This window comes from Leptospira gomenensis (genome assembly GCF_004770155.1).
Lineage (GTDB): Bacteria > Spirochaetota > Leptospiria > Leptospirales > Leptospiraceae > Leptospira > Leptospira gomenensis.
Genome location: NZ_RQFA01000037.1, coordinates 106437 through 132517 on the forward strand (window position 1 = coordinate 106437; position 26081 = coordinate 132517).

Sequence of the window (26081 nt, forward strand, 5' to 3'; positions counted from 1 at the left end):
ATCGAGGATTCGTAGGAACACCTAAAACATCCCTTCTCCGACCGAAAACGGCCTACGCCCAACCCGACCTTTGTAGGAACACCCCGCCCCTCCCGTGTTTCGACAAAAAATCGCTCGGACCACCCTCGGGTCGGAACCTCGACCGGATTTCCGTCAAGCACTCAGGTGCAGTTCCGACCGCACTCGGACTGCGGACGGAGGGGGAACGATCGGTTATCATACCAAACATCCAAACCGTAGGAAAAATCTATGACGATACGAAACAAATTTAGCGATTACTTTCAAAGAGAAGTGAAATTACTTCGATGGTCCCTGCCCGCCTACCTATGGTTTCTCATTTTGATTCCTTCTTTGGTCCTGACGATCGCGTTTTCCGCCGGAATCTGGTATTCTGGATTCCTACATTTGCAAACCTACTTCGGCGCCGCGTCGGAACTACTCGTGTATCCGTTTTTTATCACGGTCGGATTCCTTCTGCTTTCGCTTTCCTGTTTTCTTTTATACACTCTTTTTCCGAATTATAAATTCTTTCTGGCGTTCACGTTAGTCGTCTCAGCGATCTGTTTTGCGACCAATTCGTACGTCCTCAATCACGAAGTATTTCCTCCGTTTACGGAAAGAACGGTTTGGTCGTTATGGATTTCGTATGCGGTATTAACAGCCTCTTTTTGGAAGGAGCGGATTCCCAAAACGATCCTACTATTTTTCCAGCCGATATTGACGCTTGGAATGTTCCTATCCTTATCCTTCGTTTTAGTTCTCGCACCGTTGATGCTTTTCAGCTGGATGTTGGTGTGGATGGCGGGACTAGGATTTTTACCGTACGGACCGTTGTTCGCTATCACGGCGTTCGGAGTTTCGATTTATAAAATCCACGTTTCGTTGGACGAGGTCGGAAAAAAAATTTCCACCGCGTCCGTGGTCTTGTCCCTCGTTCTGCTGTTCGGATATGCCGCGTATTATTTTAAGGAATGGAAACACGCGGAGAAGGTATTAACAAAGCAGGAAATATCACAAGGGCACAATCGAGTCGATGAAGACCTTCCCGAATGGGTGCAAAAAGCCGCGCGATTGCGGGCCAATCACGTGACGGAAATGGTGCTCCAGCCCAATCGAAGATCCGAGATTGCGTTGTTCTCCGCGCAGAGTCAATTCGATCCATTGGCTTGTCTCGCGTCGATGGGAATCAATTTGTTTTCTCGGTCATCCGATGAACGTGTCACGCCGGAAGAATCGGGAAAGATACTTCATCTTTTGTTCGGAAGATCGCACGCGTATCTCGAACGACTCTGGAGGGGGAATTCGCTAATCACGACGGATATGGATTCGCACGTACAAATTCATCCCGAACTCAGAACCGCTTATACCGAAACGACGATATCCGTTTATAACGAGAATTCCGAGACGTCACGACCACTATTCGGATTCGGCGCCGGCATCCCGGGAAACGAAGAGGCAATTTATACGATCACCGTTCCCGAGGGAAGCGTCTGTACCAAACTTTCCCTTTGGATCGACGGAGAAGAAAGAGAAGCGCGACTAACGTTTAAATCGAACGCGCGTAACGCGTACGAACAGATCGTCGGAACCGAAAGGAGGGATCCTTCCTACGTGGAATGGTTGGACGGGAATCGACTCAGGCTCAGGGTATTTCCAGTCGCTCCGCAGAATTATCGAATGGTCAGGATCGGAATCGTATCACCTCTTCGATCGGACGGAAAAAAACTGAACTACGAAAGAATACGTTTGGACGGACCGGTGGACGCCTTTCTGGAACAGAACGTAAACGTGGATCTATTTTCCAAGGAACCGATCGAATTGGATTCGACCGGAATTTCTTTGAAGGAAAAAACCGTATCCGATTCTCAAGTGCGTCAATGGACGGGTAACGCGGGATCGCAAGAATGGTCTTTTTCGCTACCGACGATCGAACCGAAAGGATACATAAACTCCCTGGGAATGACGTATAACGTGCTACCCGAACGAAGGGAATCAACGGAATTTACGCCCGATCGAATCGTTGTCGTATTAAATTCTGCGTTCTCCCGAGCCCGTTGGAAAGAGATCGTCTCTAAATTATACGACTTCGAAATTCCGGTCGTGATCGTAACCAACGAATGGTTCCGAACTGCAGACGCCGCCAAAGCCGCCCGTTATCTGGACGAATGTGAAATTCCCGCGTTCAATTTATTTCCATTGAATCTAAGTTCCGATATCGTAGGGAACGATCCGGTATGGGTCGTCGCCGGCGAAAAAAAGTCGATTCCCCTCGGTGAATTGCGGGGCTCACGAAGATTTAACGAAATACAAACCGCCGCATCCGAACGGACGGAACCTTGGAAGATCGCGTTTCTCAACGGAAAACGATCGGAATACGCGGCCAGCCTGATCGACCTTCATCAGGCGACTCCGATCGCAAACGGCGAAGAGGAACTGATCGAAGCTCTCCGCAACCGTCGAATTTCACTTACGGTCGAAAAAAACGGACTCGTTTCCCTACCATACGCCGGAATCACATTAGAAAAAACGAATACAAAAAAGGGGGAACGTCCGGGAAGCGATCTCTTGATCCGGATGCTCATCCAAAAAAACATCATGAAAAAACTCGGAAAACGATTTTTCGACCGGGATCTCGACAACGCCGATTTGGTAGAAGCGGCACGCGACGCGATGGCGGTAACTCCGGTTTCCAGTCTGATCGTACTCGAAACCGAAAAGGACTACCGGAGATTCGGAATCAAGGCCGCCAAATCTGCGTTAGGTCAAAGCAAACTTGAAACGCCGGGTGCCGTCCCTGAACCGGAGGAATGGCTATTACTCGTATGTATCGTATTGGGTCTGAGCGTATATTTCCGATCCAGACGCGCATTCGCCTAACACGAGTATGTCGATCTCCATCGCCGATTATCGATTAAGATCCGCGGTTTCGATCATAGTATTGCTCGTATTCTGCGCCGCATCGATGACTTACGCCGCGGAAAAACTTCTAACGATTCGATCGGCCTTCGAGTTGTATCCGATCCTGTTTCTACCTTTATTTTTTAGCACCAACCGGGCGGCGGTTCGAAACCGAATCCTATATTTTTTACCGGGAACGGTTTTTATACTTTCCGGAATTTGGTTTCATAGGTTGAGTCTGATTTGGATCGGTTCGTTTTGGAACGCGCTCGCGACTTTACACGGAAGCGGAATCCGTTTTACCTGGCCCGCTCCTCTGCTCGTATTCGCTGTTCCTCCAATCACAGGCTTCGGTTCTCTTTTTGTCGGATACAAACTTCGTTTGATCGTGACTGAAATCGCTGCACATTTAATACGAAGGATAGATTCCGCCGCGACGGAAGTCGGTAATCGAATCTTCTTCGACGGACATTGGTTCGTGGTCGATCGCGCTTGTGAAGGATTGAAGATGGGACTCGCGACCGCATTGATCGCGGCGGCGTTCGCACTCCGTTCCAATAGAACCGGTAAAATCCTGGTTTTGGGAACCGCGTTTCCCCTTTGGTTTTTTTCGAATCTTTTGAGAGTATGCACGTTAGTCGTCTTTCAAGTTCCCTCATCGTCTTGGAGGCACGAGTTTTTAGGAATCGTTTATTTTGTAGCGGGAGTTTTGATTCCTCTTTCCTGGATTGTGTTGTTTTATCCTGCGAAAAAAAAATCCGATTCTCCCGAAAAGGAACAAACTCATCGCTCACTTGTTGCTCGTTTACGGCTTCCTTCAACGAGCGCTCGTATCCTGATACCGTTTCTGACCGCGTTAGTCGTAATCGGAACACGTTGGATTCCGATCGATTCACCTTCTTGGCCGTCCGCAATTCTATCGTTCCGTCTGGATCGAAATTCACTCGTCGATGATCCGAGAATCGCCGTTTATCGATCCGGAGAAAATTATCTGATTTTAAAACGAAATCTCTTCGCCGTCGGAACGGGGCACGATCCGAGAATCTGTTTCGAAGCGGTAGGATTTGCGTTCGCGGAACAGAACGAAAACGGAGGATTCAAACGCGCCCGATTGCAGAGCCCTTCCGGCGCGAAACCGATTTTATATTGGTGGTATTCGATCTCCAAGGATCGGGTTTTGTCCGACACGGATCTGGCACGAATCGGGGAGTTCCCGCAAATCGTCGCCGAAAACGATTGGCAATGGCGAAAGGAACGTTTTTTAGGAGCAGACGTGATTCAGTGGAACTTATACGGACCGAAGGAAAACGAACTCATGGAAACAGCTCGCCACCTAACACAGAATTTGCGATGACTCGTTTCATTCTCACTGACGTACACAAACCAGAGACTTAGGAAGGTTACAAGCGTCCGTAAATCCGGAACTCATCGAATCCGTATCGGTTCTAGCTCCCATTCCGAACTGACCGTTATTGAGTCCGCCCCCCGCAGTCCCGTCGCTCCATCCGGTACAACTATCGGCGCTCGAAGTCCAATCGGCCTCCAAACCGGTCCACCAAACCTTCGCCGCGTTCGTATCGATCGCCGCGATCAACCCGGGTGCTGGAAACACGACGATACCTGCGGAATTCGTAGTGAACACTTTCACCGGAGAAGCGATCGAACCTCGATAATAATCCAGATTGGGCCGCAAAATCCAATTCGAATTTTCTAATATATTTGTGCAATACGCGGTCGTACAAGCGGTCCTAAGCGGAGCCGTAGAGGAAGCGATCATCGCCTTATAATCGGTTCCGATTCCGGGTAACGCGGCGAAATTAGCGTCCTTTTCGGCCGCGCAGATTCCGTCGGCTCCGGCAATCCCTCCCGCACCCAATAGTCCGTCTGAAAGACCGACCGTCACAAAGACGAATTTTAGGGAAACGTTCGGATCCTCGAAACCGTTGGACCGCGAATCGGAATTCAACAACGCCAAAAGTAGGATTCCGGGATTGAAATCCGGAAACGGGGAGGAACAACCGAATACCGAACACAAAACCAAAGAGAATGCAATTTTTTGAATATAAGAATAATATTTTTTCATACGATCCCCCCGGAATCAGTCGAATCCTTTCCTAAAACCGACTTCTATCCTACCCAAATATCCGAGCCCGTTCGAATTCACCGTTTGTACGAAGGGATCGTTCCAACGGGAGTAACTTTCCGGTTTAGATTCTATCAAAACCGTGGTCGAATGAAAAGAACGTTTTTCCAACCACACGTTCAATCCGTAACTCAAAATGGCTAAAACCCCGATGACGGTCTGGTTATTTTGATGTCTGTCGTATTCTTTTTTGTCCTCTTCCCTTTTGTGGAGCAAATACAAGGAAACAGGCAGCGGGGCGGCAAAGGCGGATAACGTTAAAAAACCGGGATCGTTGGTTGTGGATTCCGCGAGCGAATTCCCCGCCGTCCTTTCTGCGTTAGCCGCAACCGCAAGGGTGCCGAACCATATCAAAACGAACGAGACGCGGCCGTATTCTTTTTTTTCCAAAGGCGAAAGACCGGGGACCCAAACCTTCCAAGCGGAAGGAGAGATTCCTCCCGCAATCTCCTTCCTTTTTTCCGCTTCCACTACGCTTTTAGGACGATCGTGTTCCACCGAAAACCTGGACCATTGACTCCAAGAAGAAGGTTTGCCGAAACGGTTGAGCGCGGAAATCCTGAATTCGTATTCTCCCGCGGGGATCGAAAATTCGAGGTTATTGACCGAAACCTTATCCTCCCTTACCGGAAAGTCCGGAGCGGAAGGTTTACGGATCTCCAACTTATAACCGTTATTTCCCTTGACCTCGTTCCATTCTATGTAATAGGTGTATTTTATTTCTTCAGAATATATTGAAATACTAATACAAATGAAAAATACGATCGAAATCGATCCGAAAAAAGTTTTCAAACTCATTCTCCTTTTTTACCGCTCGACTTCGTCTCGGGAGCGGCCAGTTCTTCCCTGAGTACGATCTTAAATTCCGCGACGGCCCGGACGGATCCGCTACCTTCCCTCGTTAGGGACCAAGCAAATTTCCCGACGTCCAAAACGCTCAAATCGTTCAAACGAAACGATTCCCCTTGAACGTTACGTCTAAAAATAGACTCGCCCGAAGCTCCGTACAACGTTAGACTCCATTTGGCATCCCGGGAAACGGACGAATGTTTCCACCTAAAAACGATCGAATCCTTTCCGGTCATATCCACCGTTTTTCCGGTTGCAGGAAAAACCAAGGTCGGAAGTTCGGAAACGTTTCGGACGTTTTTATTATTTTCGGAGGAATGCGCTCCGTTTTGAAACGGAACCGCTTCATTTTTTAATGCGACATCGTTTGGATCGGAATCGGTCTTTGAGGAAACGACGGAGCCGCCCGTTTCCACCTGAAACGAACGAATCTCCGAGACGGATTCCGTACCAGGAAGAGAGGAAAACGAACGAACCCTCCAGTGGTATTTCCCTTCCGAAAGAGGGATGGAAATCGAAGTTTTAAAAACGGTCAGTCGTTTCGGGTTCGTTTTAAAATCGGATGACTCGGAGATTTCCAGGATATAACCCGTCGCCAAACGCGAAGGTTTCCAACGGAACGACTGTAGTTGATTTCCTTCTAAATTCGTATTTTTTAAAGGGAAGAGCAACGTCACGGGCGGATTGGGAAGAATTCGGAACTTCCTCACCGAAGAGAAATTTTTTCTATCTGCGGAAGAAAGCCTCCAATAATAAATCCCTTCCGGAAGACCGGCCTCAAAGTTCTCTCCCTTAAATTCCTTTTTAAGAATCAAAGGATGGAAGTCTCTGGAAAGAGCAACCTCCAAAATTACGGAAGGATTTTTTGAATTCGCCTTCCAACGAAAACCGACCTTGGCTTCGCCCGATTCCGGAAAAATCCTGTGATTGTCCGGCGGTTCCGTAAGTTCCCAAGTTTTCGCGATCGGATTTAAGTCTCCTTCGTAAATTCTTACGTTATGCCCCTCTTTAATCGTCTCGACATCCTTGTCCGCCCGGATCCATCCGAGATTTCCCTTATCGATTTCGATCAGATTTTCCCCTGTTTTTTCGGAACGCGTTATGCGAAACATACTTTGTTCTACGGCCTTCAATTCCGTTTTACCCGAAACCAAACGGACCGGTTTCGAGGAGAGGACTTTGAGCGATCCTTCCTCAAGTTCAAACATCTCCTCGTCTTCCTTGAGATGAATGACGATCATCGATCTTGGATCTAACTCGAGTTTCGTTCCCGAAACCAAGGTGACGACCGCCTCGGAAAGTTCGTCCGTACGCACGGAGTCGTGGTTGAAGATCGGAAAGTTCTGCTCCACATCCTGCCAGATCATACGATCCGACAATTTTCTCTGCGCCGTTCTGTATTTGAACGTGATGTTCCCCACCCTTTCCTTTTTTCCCCAATCCGAATCAACCGCACCCTCTTTCCAAAAAAGAAAAAGTGAAATGGAAAGGACCACAAAGGAAGCAAGCCCCACCTGGATTTCCTTACCGAATCTTGTATACGGACTCATACCAACGACTTAGAGGGAGATTCGGGATCGGGAATTCCGCATAACGTGCGCAATTCTTCCAAAGACTTCGGACAATCCTGATCGTCCTTCCAACCTAACACCGCGTAGATGATCTGCGGCTTTTCCTTACCTCGGATCCAAACCGGAGGGAGTTGGACGAAGTGAAAATGATCCTTCGCCAGTTCGTAGGTGCTTTCCGCGATGAGTATATCCGTTCCGAACTCCTTATTGAGATATTCTATCCGCGATGCGAGGTTCACCGTGTCTCCGATTACCGTAAACTCCAACTTCTTCTCGGAACCGATCTGACCGACGATCACAGGACCGGAATTGATTCCGCATCCGAAACGGGTGAACGGTCTTCCCATCTCCTCTCCTTTTCGGTTGAATTCGATCAAAGCCCTTCTCATCAGAAGCGCCGCGTTGATCGCGTTTTTGGGTTCGTGACCGTCGTGTAAAAGTGCTCCCCAGTGGGCCATGATCGCGTCGCCTATGAACTTGTCCACGATCCCTTGTGTGAGATAAATACATTCCACCATCTCCGTGAAATACTGGTTCAAAAATTCGACGACTTCCTCCGGCTTCATCCTTTCGGACATGCCCGTAAAGTTTCTTAAATCCGAAAAGAAAACCGTGACCTCGCGATTTTCACCGCCGAGTTTCAAATCGGAGGATAGAGCCCTTTCGGCGATTTCCTTGTTCACGAATTTTCCGAACGTGTTTTTGATTTTCTCCCTTTCCTCCAAACCCCTCGCCATACGCAAAAACGAGTTGGTCAGAACGCCTACTTCGTCGTGTGTGGAAGGTCGTATATCCACCGCGTAGTTTCCTTGTTCGACCTTTTTCGTAGCGGAAAGAAGTTGAATGATCGGGATCGTAAGCGATCGCGAAAAGATGAATATTACGAAAAACGCAACCGATAAAACGGAGACCAATATCAGAAGATTTTGTCTTCGGATCTTATAAACCGCCTCGAACGCCAGATCGGCGTCTAACGTGGAAATGACTCCGAGACTTCCCACTTCCAACTGCTGATACGAACCCAGAACCTCGCGATCCTCGAAATCGAAACGTTGCGAACCGTTATCGGAAGGACTGCGCAACATTATCTCGACCAAAGGATGTTTCTTATAATCCTTACCGGATACCGCCTCCTTGTCGTTCGAATGAGCGATCAGATTTCCGGCGGAATCGACGACGATCATCTGAAAAAAATCGGTTTGCCTGACGGAAAGAAAGGAATCCAAAAACTCTGCGGCGGAAAATACCAATCCGGCTATTTCCGAACCGTTCGCCTCCGGAATAAAAACCGCGACCGCGGGAAATCCGAACTCGGAAGAAACATTCAAAACTTCTAATGTTCCGGAAAGACGCGGAGACGCCTTTTCCAGAGCGGTTTTCAGAGTTTCCGGATCGGGAGCTCCGGAGATCGAATTCGTCTTTAGAAATTTTAAATTCCAAAAAAGAGAAACGATTTTTTTAGAGTTTTCTCCCGGCTTGGATCCGAACTTCACGTAGGAGACCGCGTTGGGGTTGACGCGGAAAAAACGTTCCGCTTCCGACGGGCGAAAATCCTGAATCTTGCGCGTGCTTTCTTTGAGCTGACCGCTCAGCTGAAGACCGGTCATTCTAGCGAGCGAAAGGTTGTATTCTTGGATCAGGATCTCGCTGTATTTTCGGAAAAAATACGTGGCCATAGTAATCATCAATCCCATGCTAATCACTATGATCGCCGATACTATGGAGAGAAGTTTGACCCTTATGGTAAAACGGGACGGACGAAAGGTTTCTCCGCCACTATCGTATGTTCCTGAATTTTTTTCGTGTTTTAGATAATTATAATATTTAGATTCGATTTCACCGTGTCCGCTCTCCGATGTCCACACCTGAACCGCACTCGTTTCGGAGCGGTTCTGCAGAAATCGGAAAAATTTTTCCGAAGATTCGACGTTTCCGGAAAGGATTTTTTCGCTGTCCGCAGAAGAGATCGAAAAACCCGCGTGTTTCAGACCGCGGACCAACGTGAGAAAATCGTGGGACTTTTTTAGGGCGTCCGCCTTTTTTGCGGGAAGACAAAAAACGGTCTCTCTGACGCCGTCTTCGAGTTTTCGTGAAATCAGAGTTCGGATTAGCAAATCCGCATCCTCTCCGACGGAACTCAGATCGGGAAGCGTTTCCCAATATATCCGTTTAACGGATTTTTTTTTAAAACGATCAAGCAGTCTGGACATCCTTTCCCTGTTCTCCTTAATTCTGGAGAAGAATGAATGGGATTTTTCTCCTGTCATCCTAAAATCGAAAATTAAAAGAGAAGACATAGTTTGGATCGAAGGCTTCGAACCGAAAGCGAATCGAATCGGAACGAAAAAAGGGGCGAAAGTCGTTTTAATAACGAAATTCGAAACGATAAAAGAAAACGATTTGCCCTTGCCCGATTCGGAATTATCTGAAAACTGTACGCATGGATTGGAGCGGACTTCAAAACCGGTTATCGGTGGAATTCTTATTGGAATTCGCAAACGCTTTCGGCTTCTTTCTATTCGTGTTATTTTTCGGCTATATACTCGGAGACAGGATCGTTCCGAGATTGTTGACTTTTCTTTTTCCGGATAAAATTCAGTTCTCTCATCCTATTTGCAAGGCGGGAAGAGGAATCATTCGATCTTTCTTTTTTCTATTCGCTTCGTTTTTATTTCTCGAATTGTTAAACATTACCGAGCCTTGGGGAAAATTCGTCTTTTCGGGTTACAGGATTCTTTCGATCGTTCTTTTGACGTTTTCCCTGGTTCGACTTTTTTCGTCCGTGTCCGAAACGTATTCCGAAAAAAAGAAAGGGACAATTTCTTTCGCGGCGAACATCGGCAACGTGGTGCGAGTCACGTTAGTCGTCGTTTCTATTTTACTCGTATATCCGAAGTTTCGTTCGGTTACGGAGATAACTTTGGCTCCGGTTCGCGCGGATCTCGGTCCGCTACGGAACGAAGAATTCGTGTCGATCGAAGCGGCGATTCGGAATCGGATCGCGGTAGGAATCCCGGAGCCGTTGGCGTATTTAACTCCGAGGCTTTCGGAAGGAGCCGGACACGTGGATCTACATAAACATTCGAGAAAAGAGTATGAAACTCGAATATTAAATTTTCTTAACGCACATACGAAATCGGAGAAATCCGTTCGACCGTGATTATCCGTAAAAAAAAATACGCGACGAACGAACTTTTCCGTTATTGGAACGTATTGAGTCTGGACATAGTAGCCGGATCATTATCGAGCGTTTGGTTCGTATCCACCCTGTTGGGTTCCGATCTTCGGACCGTATATTGGTTTTTACTTCCGGCCTCGGTGTGGGTAATTTATACGGCCGACCATCTGCTCGACGGATGGAGATCCGGCAACGAAAGCGCGAACGTAAGACACGAATTCCATTACAAAAACAGAATTTTCTTAAGTATCATCGCCTGTTTGAGCGCGATTTTTTGTCTTATCGGCGGAATAATGTTTCTGCGGGAATGGGTGGTCTTAGTCGCTTTGATCCTGGGAACCTTCGCCCTGATTCACGTAATCCTGGCCTTTGTTCAACCGGTTTTTTTCTGGAAGGAATGTTCGGTTTCAGTTCTCTACACGGCGGGTATCTGGTTCGGCCCGATCCTTACGGGACGTCTCGAATTTTCGCGAATTTTAGAACCGTGTTTTTGTTTTTTACTGACGGCTCTCTGTAATTCGTTTATGAATTCTTATATGGAACGCGAGATAGATCGTAAGGAAAATATGGAATCCATCTTAAAAACCATTTCTCCGACCGCGCTCAAACGATGCGTCTTCACGTTAGCCGTCATCGGAACGATACTCGATGCATTTTGGCTGTTCCGCTCCGGCTGGAGCGTATGGCCGGAATCCGTTTACTTCTGCGTAGGTTACTTGGTTCCGGTCGCGATCCTTTTGGGAGAAAGTCGATTCCAAAATTCCCAAAGGTTCAGAATTTTGGGAGAAGGTTATTTTATTTTAGCGGTAATCCCTACGCTGATTCGGAAATCGTTTCCATTTTAGCGACGGGAGGAATTCTTAAAATCCATCGCAACGTCTCGTAGAACCGGATCGTTTTTAGGATCGGATTGAGCCAACCGGTAGTGATACAAAAATACGTATCGTGCGGCGGAGTGTGATGTATTTGGTGATGTTCCGGTCCGAGAATCAGTTTATATTTTTGTAATGTTCTTATGAAAGGAGGCGGCGAATCCTCGTGAGCCCATTTGTGGATTTGGTTGGTGGCGAAAATCCCGAGTAAGAGAAAAAACCAAAACAAGGAGATCAACGAACTGACCGGCCCCGCGCTATCCCAGAAAAAAACGTAGTAGACGAGGATCGGAAGCGAAACCAAACAATTGTTTCCGTTGGTTTCGATAAAATCGTGTCTCGTAATCCCTTTCGGATCCACGTGATGATCCCGAAACGGAAAAATGAATCCGGGGCCTAAGATCGGAGTCGTTTCGGAACCGACGCTATCCCCTAAAAAATGTACCAAACCGGAAAGAAAGTCCGCGCCGATCCAAGAGAATAAGATCACCGAAGGTAAAGTCCAAAGTAGCCATTGATTTTGTGCATAATCCGCTGCGAACAATATCGTAAGTCGATAACACAAATACGCGGATAAAATTAGAAAAGACAACACGCCCATGCTTTCGAAAATTCTGTGAACGGTAAGATCGGGTTTACGGACTGGATTCAAATTTATATTCATACGTCTGCCTGCGGTAGTCTTACCATAAATCAGAATTGATGCGAGATTTTTTCGGATCCGAATCCGCACGAATCGAAAAAAAATGGAACTTTACACGGAACGTCTCCGTTGCATCCTTTCAGGAATGGGCCCTTTGTCGTTTAACACTCCCGGTTTACTCTTTCCCGCTATTTCACTTTTGATGTTGGCTTATACCAATCGTTTTTTAGGATTAGCGGGTCTGGCGAGACAGCTGATAGGAAAGTATCAGGAAAAAAAAGATCCGGATCTTCTTTCACAAATCTCCAATCTGAGGTTCCGGCTCTCCTTGATTCGTCACACACAAAGTATGGGTGTGTTGAGTCTTTTGTTCTGCACTTCGTGTATGACTACTCTTGCATTCGATCTGTTTCTCACTTCTTGGATTTTGTTCGGTCTCGCTTTGACGGCGCTTGTGATATCTCTTCTTATTTGTCTTTTAGAAATCCACCTTTCCGTTGACGCGTTGGACATAGAAATGCACGCCTTGGACGGGAAGAATTAGACGGTAAAAAACGCAGGGAAGAAAGCTGTACGCCGGCCGCTTCGATCGATCGAATTTCCGAAGACCTTTTTCAAAGAATCCTTGAATCGATTCGGAATCCTTGAAAAATCGCCTTTTATAATAAGAGCGACAACGATACTTCCTCGGAGAAGTTTCGTCTTTGCGGAGATTCGAAATCGAAACACCGCCAAACAAGGGGAATACGATGAGCGATACGTTTTACAAAGATAAGGTAGTATGGATCACGGGAGCGTCCTCCGGAATAGGAGAGGAACTGGTCAAAGAAGCGGCGAAACGCGGAGCCAAAATCGTCCTTTCGGCGAGGAGAACCAAAGAACTGGAAAGGGTTAAAAAGGAATGCGGCCTTACCGAAACAAACAGCCTGATCCTTCCTTTAGATTTAGAAGATTATAAAAAACTAAAAAACATTCCGAAAAAGGCGATCGATCATTTCGGAAGAATCGACGTGCTCGTCAACAACGGCGGAATCAGCCAGCGTTCCTTCACGTATGAAACCTCGATCGATACGTACGAGAAGCTGATGGACGTGAACTACTTCGGAAACATCGCGTTGACCCTCGCCGTCCTTCCGATTCTACGCAAGCAGAAAAGCGGAGTAATCGTTTCGATTTCGAGCGTCGCCGGATTGTTCGGGGTTCCTCTTCGCAGCGGTTACAGCGCGACCAAGGCGGCCCTCACAGGTTTTTACGAATCTCTCCGCGCGGAAAATCTTAGAGAGAATATTCAAGTTTCCTTAATTTATCCCGGCTTTATCAAAACCCAAATTTCCAACAACGCACTCAAAGGGGACGGTAGTAAACAAGGCAAGATGGATTCCGTGATCGAACAGGGAATTTCGGCCGACGAATGCGCCCGCAATATTTTGGACGGGATCTCTAATTCGAAAAAAAGGATTATCATCGCGGGCCTGAGGGAAAAGTTCGCGATTTTCGTTTATCGTTTTTTTCCGAATCTTTTCGCGAAGATGATCGCAAAGGCAAGAATCACCTAACTTCGCGATCCGTAGAGAGCGAAGTTTTGAGTTTCGTTCGCGATCCGTAGAGAGCGAAGTTTTGAGGCAACATGGCAAAAAATTATATTCGGTTTTCCACGAAGAACAACGTCGATTGGGCCTTTTTTGAGAACGGGAGAATTCTCCCGTTGGGCTGCGGAGATTTATCTACGAAAGAATTTCTCGAATTTTTAAAAAAGAAAAAATCGACTAAACTCAAACCGATTCCTCCGGAAAAAATTTCGATTCTATCTCCGATCACTGCGCCTTGCCAGATTCTTTGTCAGGGTGCAAACTACAGACAACATCTGATCGAGTCGGGTTTGAATCCGGACGACAAGAATTACAATCTCTTCTTTACGAAGTCGGACGCTTCTTTGTTTTCGCCGATCGGGAACGTTGTGCGTCCATCGCACGTAAAACTTCTGGACTACGAGATAGAACTCGGCTTGGTTTTCGGAAAAAGATTCGGCTCCGATTTGGATCCGAATCCGGAAAACGTAATCTCCAACGTGGCCGCATTTTTTATGGCAAACGACGTCTCCGCGAGAGACGTTCAACTTCCTCAATTGCAGTGGTATAAGGGAAAATCCTATCGCACCTTCTGTCCTGCCGGTCCGCATCTCGCCGTTTTGGAACGGGGCGATTTCGATCGTTTGAATTCGCTGGAACTGAAGTTGACCGTTAACGGAGAAGTCAGGCAAAATGACACCGCCTCCAATCTAGTTTTTAAACCGGTGGAAAGTATCCTGGAACTATCACGTTTTTGTAATATTTCACCGGGCGACGTTCTGTTAACCGGAACTCCTTCCGGTTGTGCGCTTCGCGCGCCGGGAAAATTCGTCCAGGCTTTGGGCGGTTTTCTTTCCGAAAAAACGAAATGGAAATTGTTCGTCAAAGGTCAAAACAAACGAAGCCAATATTTGCGACCGGGTGACGTAGTCCGCTCTACGATTCGTACCGTTGACGGAAAAATCGATCTGGGTGAACAGATTCTGAACGTGATCGACGAATCCTCAATCGAATAGAAGCAATTCGGAGCCGCATTCGTTTTCGACTGGATGTGCGGGCCGCCGAGAACGTTAGACGAAACCGAGTCTCTCGCATTAAGCCGATGCCCGTTCCGTCAATCCAATTTTTCAAGGTTCGGTTTGTCGGACCAAACGTCGCCTACGGATGACGACGGTGCGAGAGTTCCCGGACCTTAGGATTTCGGTGAATCATTCGTTTTTTCCGTTTCGCGGGAGTTCCCACGATCCTCCGGTATCCCAACTCAATCGCTCGTGCACCCACGGGAGGAGTTCCCACACGTTTTGATCACGGAAACATTCCGGATAACGATCCGCAAGCGACACGCACGGCTTGGTCCGAGTCTTCGAGGACCGAGCGGGACTCCGCGAGCCGGAAGTTGCGCGGTCCGCGTGGGAACTCTTACGAAATGCAAACGAACTTCGTTTCCAGCCCCGCGCGGATGCGGCCGAAACCCGTTTCGCGGGAGTTCCCACGATCCTCCGGTATCCCAACTAAATCGCTCGTGCACCCACGGGGGAGTTCCCGCACATTCAAGGTGCGCCGTAGAGTTCCGCCCCGCGTTCCAAAAACTCCTTGGATTTTTCATCCATTCCGACCCGGAGCGCTTCCGTTTCCTCGATACCTTTTTCCTCCGCGAATTTACGGAGTTCCTGCGTCAAATTCATCGAACAAAAATGGGGACCGCACATGGAACAGAAGTGTGCGGTTTTCATCCGATCCTGCGGAAGGGTTTCGTCGTGAAAGGACTTTGCCGTTTCCGGATCGAGGGAAAGCGCGAACTGATCCTCCCATCGAAATTCGAAACGTGCCTTGCTCAAAAGATTGTCCCGTTCGATCGCGCCCGGATGCCCCTTCGCCAAATCGGCCGCGTGAGCCGCGATCTTATACGCGATCACTCCTTGTTTTACGTCTTCCTTATCGGGAAGTCCGAGATGTTCTTTCGGAGTCACATAACACAACATAGCCGTTCCGAACCATCCGATCATCGCTGCTCCGATCGCGGAAGTGATATGATCGTAGCCCGGAGCGATGTCCGTGACAAGAGGGCCTAACGTGTAAAACGGAGCCTCTTGACAGAGTTTCATCTGAAGATCGACGTTCTCCTTGATGAGGTGCATCGGAACGTGACCCGGTCCCTCGATCATAACCTGAATGTCCTCTTCCCAGGCGCGTTTGGTCAATTCCCCCAGCGTTTCCAATTCTCCGAATTGGGCTTTGTCGTTGGCATCGGCGATAGAACCGGGACGTAGTCCGTCTCCGAGAGAAAACGAAACCCCGTATTTTTTCATCACCTTGAGAATCTCGTCGAAATGTGTATAAAGAAAATTCTCCTTGTGATGCGCCAGACACCATTTCGCGAGAATCGATCCGCCCCTCGACACGATTCCTGTCACACGATTCGCGGTAAAAGGAATATAACGCAGCAAAACACCCGCATGAATCGTGAAGTAATCCACCCCTTGTTCGGCTTGTTCCTCGAGAGTATCTAAGAAAACTTGAATATTCAAATTTTCTGCTTTACCCTTTACTTTTTCGAGGGCCTGATAAATCGGAACCGTTCCGATCGGCACGGGAGAATTCCTCAAAATCCATTCCCTCGTTTCGTGGATGTTTTTTCCGGTGGAAAGATCCATCACCGTGTCCGCTCCCCACTTGACCGCCCAACGAAGTTTTTCCACCTCCTCTTCGATGGAGGAACCGAGCGCCGAATTTCCGATGTTCGCGTTGATTTTGACGAGGAAATTTTTGCCGATGAGCATCGGTTCGAGTTCGGGATGATTTCGATTGGAGGGAAGAATCGCTCGACCACGCGCGATTTCGGAACGAACGAACTCGGGATCCATGTTTTCCCTAAGGGCCGCATAACGCATCTCCTCGGTGACGATCCCTTTTTTCGCATAATACATCTGCGAATGATTCGTATCGCCTCGATACATACGTTTTTGGATCCATTCCTTGCGGAGCGGCGCGATTCCGTTCTTATAATCTTCCGGACGTTTTTCCGAAAGCTCTCCTTCCGTTCGATAACCGTGATATTGTGTTCCGTTTGTCAGACGAATCGTCTTCCGCGGAATTTGAAATTCTTGGGTATTGTCCATAGATTCTCCTTACCGAGGGAAAGAGAACGAATTGATCAGGAAGGGGAACGCCGAAACTTCGAAACTACGTTAGGAACCATCCGTAAACAAAGGAGTTCCCGCAAATCGCGGAACATCCCTTCGTGCAAAAAAATTCCCAACTACGATCCGTTTTCCTACGCAGGCCTTATCCTGATCAGGTTCCGGGGACTCTCTCAGAGGCTTTGTTTGACAAGCCCCACCCCCAACGGTTTCTGCGTTTAATCTTTTGGATCGCAAATGACTGACAAGTAGAAAACGAAGACGTTCGTTCGGTTGACCAAGTGATTGGAAACGGATACGATACGCACGAACCCAACCCGAACGTTTTCATTTCAAAGGAAGCCGGAAACGTTCCGAATCGAAACTCAAGTTTTCGTCGTTCGATGGAAATCGATCCGATTCCAAACGTTCCGCACTTTATAACGCTTGTTAGAAAAAGAACGAATACAAAATTTTCTTTTTTTAGAATTTCGGGAACTTTTCAATCTTTTCCGGAAATCCTGTTTGACACGATTCCCCGAGCTTCTAAAGTTTCACCCTGTGTCCGGACTTCCTACAACAAATACATTAGTTCGGATACAGCACAAAACAATCTGAATCGTGAGTAAGGAGTTATTAATGGTTCGTAACATGAGTAAAGTGTTGCTTGTTCTTGCCGTATTGTCCTCGGCTGCAAGCCTCAGCGCAAAATCTTATGCGTTTGGAAGTCTTGGTTTGCAGTTCGACCTCGGACAGTTAGGCGGAACGATCACGAAAGACGGTCTGGATGCAGCGAACTACTACCCGGTAACGGCGACCAACGGTCAACCCGGAACCGCGTCCCGTAGAGCAATCATCGCGGAAAACCGTCTCCAAACTTTGGAAAACACTACGGTCGGTCTGATCAACGTGAAAGCAAACGGAGCGATGTCCGGTCTCGTTTTATCCGCAGGATACGAACACGAGTTCGGTAAATATTTCTTCGCAAGAGTTGCCGCAAACTATACGAGAAAAATCATGGGTGGGGATACCGAAGCAAAGGCTTTAGGATTCAAATTCTATGACATTACTTGGGACTATAATGCGGTTCAAATCCCTGTCAACGTAGGGATCAAGGTTTCCGTAACGGAAGACGCTGCGTTCTATATCGGTGCCGGTGTTCACTACTTCAAGGGTGGATGGAGTCTTGCTGGTTCCAGCCTTTCCGGATTGGTGCACGATCAAATGGTCACTTTGGGAGTTCCTACAACGATTTCCAATCTTCTTGCGGACGGAACCTCTCCTCCTGCAATTTGGGAAAACACAAGATTCAGTGTTTCCGGAGTCGCTCCGAACTGGTTAGTCGGTGCACAAGCGAGAGTAACGGAAAAAGGACATGTCTTCTTGGAAGCGGAAACCCTTTTCTCCTACAAATTAGGAACTGGACACACACAATCTCTGGGTGGAATTTCCAGTTTAGCTCCTTCCCCGTCGTATCCGATCGTATTGGGTGGAACTCAGTACCGCGTAGGTTACAAACACGAACTCTAATTCCTGTTCGTAATCGATCGACTAAAGGCTCCTTCGGGAGCCTTTTTTGTTTATGGACGGATTCGGAAATTTCCGAAACACCTTGGCGAATTCGAAATTCGTAACCGGCCTCCCTGATGTTTCCAACCGAATCGAAACTGTTTCGTTCTTCCGTTGGATCACTTGTATTTGTAAATGTAGGATCTCCTCCGTTTGAGGAAGTTTTTGTTGTAGCTTTCGTTCCCGATCTAGTTTCGTTTCACCCTTAAATTCAAAATCCTATTTCGTCGCGGAAATGGGGCTTGCATGCGATCTCGGAAACACGGATGCAACGATCACCCAAGACGGAAATCGATCCTTCGCAATCCATTTCAGTGGAATCAACCGATCCATGGATCGTCGGAACTTCGGATTGCAACTCCAACGGAAGGTTCGGAGGAGCGGCCCTCACTTGGAGCCGGGCTTGGTTACTGTTCGGGAGGTTGATGCATTCGCGCAAAAAACGATCCAAATACGCAACAACGACACAGCGATCTTTTGGTCGTCAGCGTTCCACGGTTGTCGTTGATCCGTGATCTTTTACGGGACGGGCACAACGGGCCGGATCCGCCCGCGTTTCGCGAAAACACTCAGTTTAGAATTTCGAATTTGGCGTCGAATTGGCGAATCGGAGCTCAAGCAAGAATTCCCGACAAAGGGCGCGTGTTTCTGGAATTAGCAACGAGGATCGCCGACCGCATGATTCCGCTTCCAGTCAATCGGTCGGAACAGCGGCAACTCTTGCCGCAATCCAGGCTTTCCCGATGCAAGGTCGGAGTTCGTTATATCGGGTCGGATACAAACACGAGTGATAAAAGAGGGAGTTCCCACAGATCCAGCGCGCCGACTGGAGCGGTCCATTCCGAAACTTCCTGCAAAGTGCGGCGTAATCCACGACGAGGAGTTCCCACAATTACCAACCTCCCTGCGTGTTAACGAAAAGTCACTCGACCCAAATCGAGGAGTTCCCGCTTGCCCGCTTGCCGGGAAATTTAGGTGTTCCTACATCACAAAACTACCACGGCGAATCCGATCCGCTTCTACCGACAAAAACGAATTTCGGGAGAAGCGAATCCGATTCCCTAAAATCAGGGAGCCATTTCGTAGACGTCTTTATGCGAATAAACTTTCGCACAAATACGATCGAAAAGCGCCTCATTTTCCGCGGGTTTGTGAATCATCTTCAAACACAGCGCCATCTGCTCCGAGGTGCTGCTTCGTTTCGAATACAATTGTAGCGCAAATTTGGAGAAATCACGGACCATAAAATCGAAGATCTGATCCAAAAGATCGTCTTCCACCTTTTCGATCGACGCGTTCTCAATCAGAAGTTGACCATAAGCGACTAACGTGAACAATTCTCCGACGATCAGCATAAAATCGAGATCCTTAGTCTGTTTGGAATCGGGAGGAGTTTTTTCCAGGAATTCCTTGAGAAGTTCGATTTGCTTTCTGAAGATGAGAACGTTCGGAAGATTTACACTCTTATAAACTTCGTTGTAATCACGGAAGGAAATTTTTTCGAACCCCTTCGTGGTCGCACCTTGATTAAAAAGAAAATCGTCGTTCTTAAAATCGTTGATTTTCGGAATGATCGGAAGAGACGCATTGGATTCGAAAAGATAGTTCTGCATAAACTTGATGATCAGTGCCATATTCACGTGCGCGGTGCCTTCCAACTTCGGAAGACCTCGGATATCCTTCGCCGCCATCTCGAAATACATGTTTTTTTCGAAACCTTTCGCGGCGATCACGTCCCAAAGAAGATTGATCACCTCTTCTCCTTGTATCGTCACCTTCATCTTCACCATAGGATTAAAGAGCAGATAACGTCTGTCCGAAGGGGAAGCCGATCTCATATAATCCTTGGCGCGGGCCGCGAAAAGTTTCATCGCGAAAAGTCTACAATAAGCGTCCACGAAAAGTTGTTTGATTTGAGGAAAGTCGGTAACGTATCGGTTGAAAAGTTTCCGTTTCGACGCGTGATTGATCGCTTCGTAAAAAGAATGAGTGCAAATTCCGATGGAAGCCCATCCTAAATTGTATTTGCAGATCGCGATCGTGGAAAGGGATGCGTCCCAAGCCTCGCGGTCCTTCGAAAGAATGTCCTTCTCCGTGATCGGATAATCTTTCAAACCGTATTCGCCCACATAACTCTGGGAATTAACTACGTTTTGAATCAACTGGTAATTCGGGTGCTGCGAGTTCACCGCAAAAAAGACGTAATTCCCGGTTTCTTTGGACTTGCCGAACGTGGAAACGATGGCGGCCTTATTGGAATTTCCGATATAGTATTTTCTTCCGTTGGCGATATAATTTCCTTCCGCGGTTTTTTCCAAAGTCATATCGCTCGAGATCAAATCCGCCCCGTGTTCTTTTTCCGAAAGACCGAATGCGAAAATTTCACCGTCTTGAAGAAGCTGCGCGGTTTTATGTTTTATCTCTTCGTTTTTACTGATCCAAATCGGGCCCAAACCCAACATCGAAACCTGCCATGTATACCAGTAACACAGACCGTAAAAACCGGCGATTTCGTTGAAGTCGCAGATGCGAGACGTATCCCATCTTGAATCCGAAGGACCGTAACCGGCGGGAGTCATCAAAGTGGCGAATACCTTTTCCTGTTTTTGAAATTCTAAAAAGTCCGCATACCAGGTCTGCTTTCGATCGTCTTCTTTTAACTTATCCTTTCCCCTTTTCTCGAAAAAGGCGATCGTACGTTTCATGATGTTTTTGGACTTTTCGTCCAGATGTTTGAACTCTGCGGTTTTAGGGTTTAACAATTCCATATTTGATTCTTCTCTAATACAATTTGATTCTTCGGGTAAAAACGGCGTTCGATAGAAGGAGGGAAATCGTGTTCGATTCGGAACTACCTACCTCTTCCGAAATATACGAAACGAATCCGAACGGATCTTTCGAATCCGGCGTTTTTCAAACCATTTGTGAGAGGAAGAAACGGATTCACAACCGTATTTCTTCGGAAAAATTCCGAATCGGAAACGAAAGCACCTCCTTTCCGTCGGGATGAATTCTACCGAATCCCGTTTGTTAAGCGAGTTTGGGTCGGTTCTACACGCCGAAAATACTGGAATCCGTCGAGATACGTTATCAGAATCGACTCGACCGAAAACGGAACCGGGAGTCGAACCGGAACAAAGGACGAAGTATGGAACGAACAAAGGGTGCGATTGAAAAATACATTCCACAAATGGAATATTCTAAAATACTTTTGTTTTTGGAGAATCCGCCGCGTAACAAAGGAGACGATCCCCCGACATTTCGGTCCCGTTGTCGCCGGCGAACAAAAGAAATACGAAATATTCGATCAAACCTTGGCGCCGAGCAAAGGTACGAACCGAACTCCCCCGTGATTTTGAAACGACCAGCCGCTTAACGTTCGTTTACCGACGATCAGACGCTGCCCGTTAGTCGGAGTTTCCGTCGGAAAAACGAAACTTCCCCCTGGCACCAAAGCCTGAAAGTAGGAACTCCTCGTATCCGGCATCCTCGGAAGGGCAGCGCAAGAAAGGATCTTTTCGAACCGGAGTTCCGACCTCAAAATCCGCGTCCCGTCTCCGACGATCAACCGGTGTTGATTCGAAAAACCGGGACGCCAGATTTCCAAATTACGAAGAGCGATCCGATGTAGTTCCGGAAAAAACTCCACGGAAACGATGACCGCACCTAAAAAATCCAGAACGGCGGTTTGATAACCCGAGCCGGTTCCTATCTCGAAGATACGATCTCCCGGAACGACCGACAGTAGCTCCGACATCCAAGCCACCATAAACGGTTGAGAAATGGTTTGGCCGCAACCGATGGGAAGCGGTTTGTCTTCGTATGCGGAGGACGCTTGCAACTGAGGAACAAAACATTCCCGAGGAATTGAATTCATCGCGTCCAAAATCCTAGGATCACGAATTCCTCTGACTTCGATCTGAGAGCGCACCATCCTACGTCTCTCTTCTCTCCGAAACTTTTGATCGCAGAGATTAGAGTCGGAAGACATACGACTTCACCCGAAAAGCAAGGAAGAACGACCGTGCTTTCGGTTCTTTTTCGTTGACAGTGAGACTTGTTTTTCTATGCTGTCCATGAGTTCGGCCTTGTAGCTCAGTCGGTAGAGCAGAGGACTGAAAATCCTTGTGTCGGGAGTTCGATTCTCTCCGAGGCCAGAACTCGCTTCCCTCTCTACGGAGCGGCTTTTCTTTCCTCCCCTAATTTCCAAAGTTCCGAAAAAACGACCTCGTCGATCACCTTACAGAGTTCCGGCTTGTATAATTTTTTTACGGGAGGTTTCGGATAGATATGAATCTCGTCCGTATTGGGAATATACGTCATCATCTTGAGGATTTGATCCTCCCCTTCCACCTCGTACATCGTATAAGACATACCTTTGGAAGGAATGATCTGTTCCGTTTCTAAGTATTTCATTCTTCTGGATTCCTTTGCGTCGAACTCGCTTATGCCGCGAAGACGTTTGTGGGGATGTAACTTTCTTTTACGCTATTCAAATTCGAGGCATTTGTAAAGTAAAAGAAGGAGGAAAACGAATCGTGATGAATTCCGACCAAAACCTCATTCTGCTCCGTGGATTGCCCGGAGCAGGCAAATCCACACTGGCGACGGTGCTTTCCGAAAAAGGCACCTACCCGGTCTTTTCCGTAGACGATTATTTTACCGATCCGCAAACGAAGGAATACCGATTCGACCATAAAGAAAATCACAAAGCCTATCGGAGCTGCGAAGAAAACGTCCGCAACGCGCTCCGTTCCGGAATTTCCAAAGTGTTTGTGGACAACACGTTCACACTTCTCTGGGAATTGGAACCGTACTTTCGCATGGCCTCCGACGTAGATTGTACTCTTTTTGTCGTAACCGTGGAAAATTATCACAACGGACAAAACATACATTCCATAGAAATCGAACAAATACGAAAGATGGCCTCCAAATACAAAGTCCGCCTCTTTCCGGAGGAAACATAAGTCCGATTAAAACTGGGATTTTATATATCGAATTATATAATTTATAAAATGAAAATTGTTTCAGGAAATTTTATATTTACTACACGCACTTTCGATCCTATTTTTGCTCACCCATTCTAAAGTTTGGAAATAAGTTTATGATAGAATCCTTTCGTCCTTCTCCAAAAAAAGCCAGAGAATTAGACACAATCCGTTCCTCGGAACAAAGAAAACATATCATAGAAAAACACCTTCTCAATCAAAGTCTTCTTATAAAAGGCCAAGAGGCGGAAGTTTCGGTGATCGTACGCAAATACATAGACGACGGAGAAAAGATTCTCGTCGAGTACGGCGGAGAAACCGGATTCAGCGAAAACCAAGAACTGCTTTTGTATCGGGTATTGGCGAAATACATCCAAGTGGAATGTTCCTTTCTACGAAACGCGGGTCCTCAACAAGCGGAACTTTCTGTACATCAAATTTCGATCGCGAAAACCAATCGTGCGTTTCCTCGGTATCCGGTTTCGGATGACGCGGCCCACGTCACGAACATCAACTCTTCCAAAACGGTAATCGACGCGTCTCTATTCAACATTCCCACTTTGGTGAAAGTCAGTTTCGAAGATTACAGAGCGAAGTTGAAGACCTACGATTTGGGCCTCGTGGAAATCGACGTATTCAAACCGGATCAGGAAGAAAAATTCGATCTCGTCAAACGAACGCAAAAATACATCCACATAGAGAACACCTCCGATCCCCAGTCTTACGTTTCTAAAAACGAAAAACAGATTTCTGTGGAAGACGAAATGAACGACGAACCGGACATTCTTATCCGGAAATACAAGGACGAAAAAATCCTGACCGAAATCATATTTCCGATCGTCTACCTCAATCATTCCCGACAATCGATCGCACTCGGATATATTTGGGTGCGAAATAAGGAAAAACATCTCGGAGCGGACACGGTTCAAAAGTTATCGGAACTCTCCAAAGAAATGGTGGCAAGAATCAAAGAATCGAACACGGTCATCTCCACCGAGAAATTCCCGATCGTCGATATATCGAACAACGGAATCTGCATCAAGGTTTCCGACGCACAACTCATACAGACCCTCCCGAAACACAGCGGCTTCGTCTTCGACATTTACATCAAGATGCAGGGTTATTTCAAAGTGTTTGGAGCGATTCGTTGGCTTTCCTACGATTCGACGGGCGCTCTGATCCTGGGAATGGAGTTGGTGGGTAAATCCGGATTTCCGGGCGAACGCGAAAAATTCCACAAGAATGTGGAACTTCTGGGTCAAGGAAAGTTCAGCGGCTTACGACCCGCTACCGCCTCCGCAACGGGAAACTCCTGATAAACGAAGTAAACGAACACCGATTCGTCGGTTCTCGGTTCTCGGTTCTCGAGATAGAACGAAAGAATTTTATACTATTTTAATATTTATTGAGATACGCGGACAATAGGATAGGATTACAGAGTTTTCCGTTGGCCTTGGGATCGATTTCCAAATATACTCCGGAATTGTAAGGGAATCCGTAGATTTTACCGTTGGGTGCGAGGATTCCGCCGGACCAGGCTCCTCCTCCCGGTGCGGCGCCGAAAAACGTAGCAGTTTTCGTTTCAGGATCCACTTCCACGAATCTAGTCGCGTCGAACGGAATTCCGTATATTTTACCGTTAGGCGCCAATACTCCGCCCGCATACGCGTTCGTTTCGAGGATTAACTCGAATACGGAAGCAGTTCTAGCAATAGGATCGATTTCGACGAAAGCCAAGGCGGACTGCGACATTCCGTATATTTTACCGTTAGGCGCAATCGCACCCCCCACCCACTTAAACGAAATACCGGGAGCCGCGCCGAACGTGGTTGCCGTATTCGTCTGCGGATCGATCTCCACAAAAACGTTCCCTCGGTTGGGAATTCCGTATATCTTACCGTTAGGCGCTAATACTCCGCCCGCATAATCGGAGTTACCCGGACTAACACCGAATACGGACTTCGCGTAAACGCTCGTATCAACGGAAGCAAAACTCGTGGAAAGACTCGGAAGCGGAAAAATTTTACCGTTCGGACCCAATACACCACCCGCATACGGCAAAAGTCCGGAAGGTTCGTACGAACCTATCGCTTGTGTGACCGGATTGAGTTCGAAGAACATAGTTCCGTTTAACGGAATACCGTGAATGGTTCCGTCCAAAGAAAGAACTCCTCCGAACCAACCGGGAGCGGCGATCGTAGGAGGTGTCGCAAAAGGAGTCGCCGTCCTCGCTTCCGGATCGATCTCCACGAAATTATTCGAAGCGGTAGGCATCGGATAAATCTTTCCGTTTCTCGCGAGAACACCTCCGCTAAACGCGATCGGTCCCGGAGAAACTCCGAAAGTGGAAGCGGTCGGAGGACCGGAGCTACCTAGGGCGGCCTGTTTTTTTAACTCGTTTTGAAGACGACTCCAAGAAGAAGGTTGTATAACCGTATCCATCGTTTCGGAACAAATGCTCGGCTCCTCGGAAGGTTTAAAAAAAGACGAACGGGAAACACAGTCGCCTCCGAACCCCAGAGCGTTAGAACGACAATTGTATATTAGAAAATCGAAGATTACTTCCTGGGAAGGATCGGACGGGGCTTCGATTTTGCATCCTCCTAAAATCGCCATTTCGACTAACAATGATATGGCGAATAGAAACGGACGACTAAAACTGTTACCGAAGCCCATATGAGGA

The 26081-nt window shown here is 47.4% G+C and carries 21 protein-coding genes, 1 tRNA gene and 1 riboswitch; of the genes, 12 read left to right on the top strand and 10 right to left on the bottom strand.

All coding sequences use genetic code 11. From position 1 onward, the window contains the following. The first annotated feature begins 249 nt into the window (after positions 1-249). Together EHQ17_RS08890 and xrtN are read left to right on the top strand one after the other, a co-directional pair. Positions 250-2877, top strand: a complete 2628-nt coding sequence (locus EHQ17_RS08890; protein ID WP_135595321.1) for an XrtN system VIT domain-containing protein — start codon at positions 250-252, stop codon at positions 2875-2877. A 7-nt stretch (positions 2878-2884) separates the two neighbouring features. Then, positions 2885-4252 (top strand): exosortase N, encoded by a 1368-nt coding sequence (gene xrtN, locus EHQ17_RS08895; RefSeq protein WP_135595320.1) that lies wholly within the window; start codon positions 2885-2887, stop codon positions 4250-4252. A gap of 12 nt (positions 4253-4264) precedes the next feature. Here xrtN and EHQ17_RS08900 read toward each other — a convergent pair whose 3' ends face one another. The 4 genes from EHQ17_RS08900 to EHQ17_RS08915 are packed head-to-tail and all read right to left on the bottom strand — an operon-like array spanning position 4265 to position 9671. Beyond that, positions 4265-4981, bottom strand: a complete 717-nt coding sequence (locus EHQ17_RS08900) for a DUF1554 domain-containing protein (RefSeq protein WP_135595319.1) — start codon at positions 4979-4981, stop codon at positions 4265-4267. Positions 4982-4996: 15 nt separating this feature from the next. Beyond that, positions 4997-5833, bottom strand: a complete 837-nt coding sequence (locus EHQ17_RS08905) for a fibronectin type III domain-containing protein (RefSeq protein WP_425460697.1) — start codon at positions 5831-5833, stop codon at positions 4997-4999. Between the two features lie 2 nt (positions 5834-5835). Next, positions 5836-7440: a hypothetical protein gene (locus EHQ17_RS08910; RefSeq protein ID WP_135595317.1), complete on the bottom strand. Its 1605-nt coding sequence runs from the start codon at positions 7438-7440 to the stop codon at positions 5836-5838. Continuing rightward, entirely contained in the window at positions 7437-9671 is a 2235-nt protein-coding gene (locus tag EHQ17_RS08915) for an adenylate/guanylate cyclase domain-containing protein (protein WP_425460691.1), read from the bottom strand. Before EHQ17_RS08915 ends, EHQ17_RS08910 begins: the two co-directional genes overlap by 4 nt. Positions 9672-9901: 230 nt before the next feature. Between EHQ17_RS08915 and EHQ17_RS08920 the strand changes: the two genes are divergently transcribed. Further along, complete coding sequence (locus tag EHQ17_RS08920) at positions 9902-10621, top strand: hypothetical protein (RefSeq protein WP_135595316.1); 720 nt, start codon at positions 9902-9904, stop codon at positions 10619-10621. 2 nt (positions 10622-10623) lie between these two features. After that, complete coding sequence (locus EHQ17_RS08925) at positions 10624-11484, top strand: LA_0991 family prenyltransferase-like protein (protein WP_135595375.1); 861 nt, start codon at positions 10624-10626, stop codon at positions 11482-11484. On the opposite strand, the gene EHQ17_RS08930 is transcribed toward EHQ17_RS08925, so the two are convergent. Then, positions 11453-12175 carry a fatty acid desaturase CarF family protein gene (locus tag EHQ17_RS08930; RefSeq protein ID WP_135595315.1) on the bottom strand — a complete coding sequence of 241 codons (723 nt, stop codon included), beginning with the start codon at positions 12173-12175 and terminating at the stop codon, positions 11453-11455. The genes EHQ17_RS08925 and EHQ17_RS08930 overlap by 32 nt on opposite strands. Before the next feature lie 124 nt (positions 12176-12299). On the opposite strand from EHQ17_RS08930, the gene EHQ17_RS08935 reads away from it, so the two are divergent. The 3 genes from EHQ17_RS08935 to EHQ17_RS08945 all read left to right on the top strand — a co-directional run bounded on the left by EHQ17_RS08935 (position 12300) and on the right by EHQ17_RS08945 (position 14738). Then, entirely contained in the window at positions 12300-12698 is a 399-nt protein-coding gene (locus EHQ17_RS08935) for a DUF2721 domain-containing protein (RefSeq protein ID WP_167881116.1), read from the top strand. Positions 12699-12903: 205 nt separating this feature from the next. Further along, positions 12904-13710: an SDR family oxidoreductase gene (locus EHQ17_RS08940; RefSeq protein WP_135595313.1), complete on the top strand. Its 807-nt coding sequence runs from the start codon at positions 12904-12906 to the stop codon at positions 13708-13710. Between the two features lie 71 nt (positions 13711-13781). Continuing rightward, positions 13782-14738 carry a fumarylacetoacetate hydrolase family protein gene (locus EHQ17_RS08945; protein ID WP_135595312.1) on the top strand — a complete coding sequence of 319 codons (957 nt, stop codon included), beginning with the start codon at positions 13782-13784 and terminating at the stop codon, positions 14736-14738. 534 nt (positions 14739-15272) lie between these two features. Here the strand turns inward: EHQ17_RS08945 and thiC are convergent. Beyond that, positions 15273-16841, bottom strand: a complete 1569-nt coding sequence (gene thiC / locus EHQ17_RS08950) for a phosphomethylpyrimidine synthase ThiC (protein ID WP_135595311.1) — start codon at positions 16839-16841, stop codon at positions 15273-15275. Between the two features lie 135 nt (positions 16842-16976). After that, a riboswitch (TPP riboswitch) is annotated at positions 16977-17076 on the bottom strand. A 404-nt stretch (positions 17077-17480) separates the two neighbouring features. Here thiC and EHQ17_RS08955 point away from each other — a divergent pair. Together EHQ17_RS08955 and EHQ17_RS20400 are read left to right on the top strand one after the other, a co-directional pair. Then, positions 17481-18371, top strand: a complete 891-nt coding sequence (locus EHQ17_RS08955; protein ID WP_135595310.1) for a porin OmpL1 — start codon at positions 17481-17483, stop codon at positions 18369-18371. Positions 18372-18914: 543 nt separating this feature from the next. Continuing rightward, positions 18915-19325 (top strand): porin OmpL1, encoded by a 411-nt coding sequence (locus EHQ17_RS20400; RefSeq protein WP_425460692.1) that lies wholly within the window; start codon positions 18915-18917, stop codon positions 19323-19325. 152 nt (positions 19326-19477) lie between these two features. Here the strand turns inward: EHQ17_RS20400 and EHQ17_RS08965 are convergent, their stop codons facing one another. Both EHQ17_RS08965 and EHQ17_RS08970 read right to left on the bottom strand, forming a co-directional pair. Next, entirely contained in the window at positions 19478-21178 is a 1701-nt protein-coding gene (locus tag EHQ17_RS08965) for an acyl-CoA dehydrogenase family protein (protein ID WP_135595309.1), read from the bottom strand. Between the two features lie 539 nt (positions 21179-21717). Continuing rightward, positions 21718-22401, bottom strand: a complete 684-nt coding sequence (locus EHQ17_RS08970) for a protein-L-isoaspartate O-methyltransferase family protein (protein WP_135595308.1) — start codon at positions 22399-22401, stop codon at positions 21718-21720. Positions 22402-22494: 93 nt separating this feature from the next. On the opposite strand from EHQ17_RS08970, the gene EHQ17_RS08975 reads away from it, so the two are divergent. Then, positions 22495-22567 (top strand) — tRNA-Phe (locus EHQ17_RS08975). A 16-nt stretch (positions 22568-22583) separates the two neighbouring features. Here EHQ17_RS08975 and EHQ17_RS08980 read toward each other — a convergent pair. Next, the gene (locus EHQ17_RS08980; protein WP_135595307.1) at positions 22584-22826 is read right to left on the bottom strand and encodes a hypothetical protein; all 243 of its coding nucleotides are present in this window, start codon (positions 22824-22826) and stop codon (positions 22584-22586) included. Between the two features lie 125 nt (positions 22827-22951). Between EHQ17_RS08980 and EHQ17_RS08985 the strand changes: the two genes are divergently transcribed. Beyond that, complete coding sequence (locus EHQ17_RS08985) at positions 22952-23377, top strand: AAA family ATPase (RefSeq protein ID WP_135595306.1); 426 nt, start codon at positions 22952-22954, stop codon at positions 23375-23377. A 137-nt stretch (positions 23378-23514) separates the two neighbouring features. Continuing rightward, positions 23515-24714 (top strand): DUF1577 domain-containing protein, encoded by a 1200-nt coding sequence (locus EHQ17_RS08990; protein ID WP_135595305.1) that lies wholly within the window; start codon positions 23515-23517, stop codon positions 24712-24714. Between the two features lie 79 nt (positions 24715-24793). Here the strand turns inward: EHQ17_RS08990 and EHQ17_RS08995 are convergent, their stop codons facing one another. Next, positions 24794-26074, bottom strand: a complete 1281-nt coding sequence (locus tag EHQ17_RS08995; protein WP_135595304.1) for an NHL repeat-containing protein — start codon at positions 26072-26074, stop codon at positions 24794-24796. Positions 26075-26081: the final 7 nt, after the last annotated feature.

Excerpts from the sequence above, each read along its gene's own strand:
- EHQ17_RS08890 (WP_135595321.1), top strand. The coding sequence starts at position 250 with ATGACGATACGAAACAAATTTAGCGATTACTTTCAAAGAGAAGTGAAA.
- xrtN (WP_135595320.1), top strand. The coding sequence starts at position 2,885 with ATGTCGATCTCCATCGCCGATTATCGATTAAGATCCGCGGTTTCGATC.
- EHQ17_RS08900 (WP_135595319.1), bottom strand. The coding sequence starts at position 4,981 with ATGAAAAAATATTATTCTTATATTCAAAAAATTGCATTCTCTTTGGTT.
- EHQ17_RS08910 (WP_135595317.1), bottom strand. The coding sequence starts at position 7,440 with ATGAGTCCGTATACAAGATTCGGTAAGGAAATCCAGGTGGGGCTTGCT.
- EHQ17_RS08915 (WP_425460691.1), bottom strand. The coding sequence starts at position 9,671 with ATGTCCAGACTGCTTGATCGTTTTAAAAAAAAATCCGTTAAACGGATA.
- EHQ17_RS08920 (WP_135595316.1), top strand. The coding sequence starts at position 9,902 with ATGGATTGGAGCGGACTTCAAAACCGGTTATCGGTGGAATTCTTATTG.
- EHQ17_RS08930 (WP_135595315.1), bottom strand. The coding sequence starts at position 12,175 with ATGAATATAAATTTGAATCCAGTCCGTAAACCCGATCTTACCGTTCAC.
- EHQ17_RS08935 (WP_167881116.1), top strand. The coding sequence starts at position 12,300 with ATGGGCCCTTTGTCGTTTAACACTCCCGGTTTACTCTTTCCCGCTATT.
- EHQ17_RS08940 (WP_135595313.1), top strand. The coding sequence starts at position 12,904 with ATGAGCGATACGTTTTACAAAGATAAGGTAGTATGGATCACGGGAGCG.
- EHQ17_RS08945 (WP_135595312.1), top strand. The coding sequence starts at position 13,782 with ATGGCAAAAAATTATATTCGGTTTTCCACGAAGAACAACGTCGATTGG.
- thiC (WP_135595311.1), bottom strand. The coding sequence starts at position 16,841 with ATGGACAATACCCAAGAATTTCAAATTCCGCGGAAGACGATTCGTCTG.
- EHQ17_RS08955 (WP_135595310.1), top strand. The coding sequence starts at position 17,481 with ATGGTTCGTAACATGAGTAAAGTGTTGCTTGTTCTTGCCGTATTGTCC.
- EHQ17_RS08965 (WP_135595309.1), bottom strand. The coding sequence starts at position 21,178 with ATGGAATTGTTAAACCCTAAAACCGCAGAGTTCAAACATCTGGACGAA.
- EHQ17_RS08970 (WP_135595308.1), bottom strand. The coding sequence starts at position 22,401 with ATGTCTTCCGACTCTAATCTCTGCGATCAAAAGTTTCGGAGAGAAGAG.
- EHQ17_RS08980 (WP_135595307.1), bottom strand. The coding sequence starts at position 22,826 with ATGAAATACTTAGAAACGGAACAGATCATTCCTTCCAAAGGTATGTCT.
- EHQ17_RS08985 (WP_135595306.1), top strand. The coding sequence starts at position 22,952 with ATGAATTCCGACCAAAACCTCATTCTGCTCCGTGGATTGCCCGGAGCA.
- EHQ17_RS08990 (WP_135595305.1), top strand. The coding sequence starts at position 23,515 with ATGATAGAATCCTTTCGTCCTTCTCCAAAAAAAGCCAGAGAATTAGAC.
- EHQ17_RS08995 (WP_135595304.1), bottom strand. The coding sequence starts at position 26,074 with ATGGGCTTCGGTAACAGTTTTAGTCGTCCGTTTCTATTCGCCATATCA.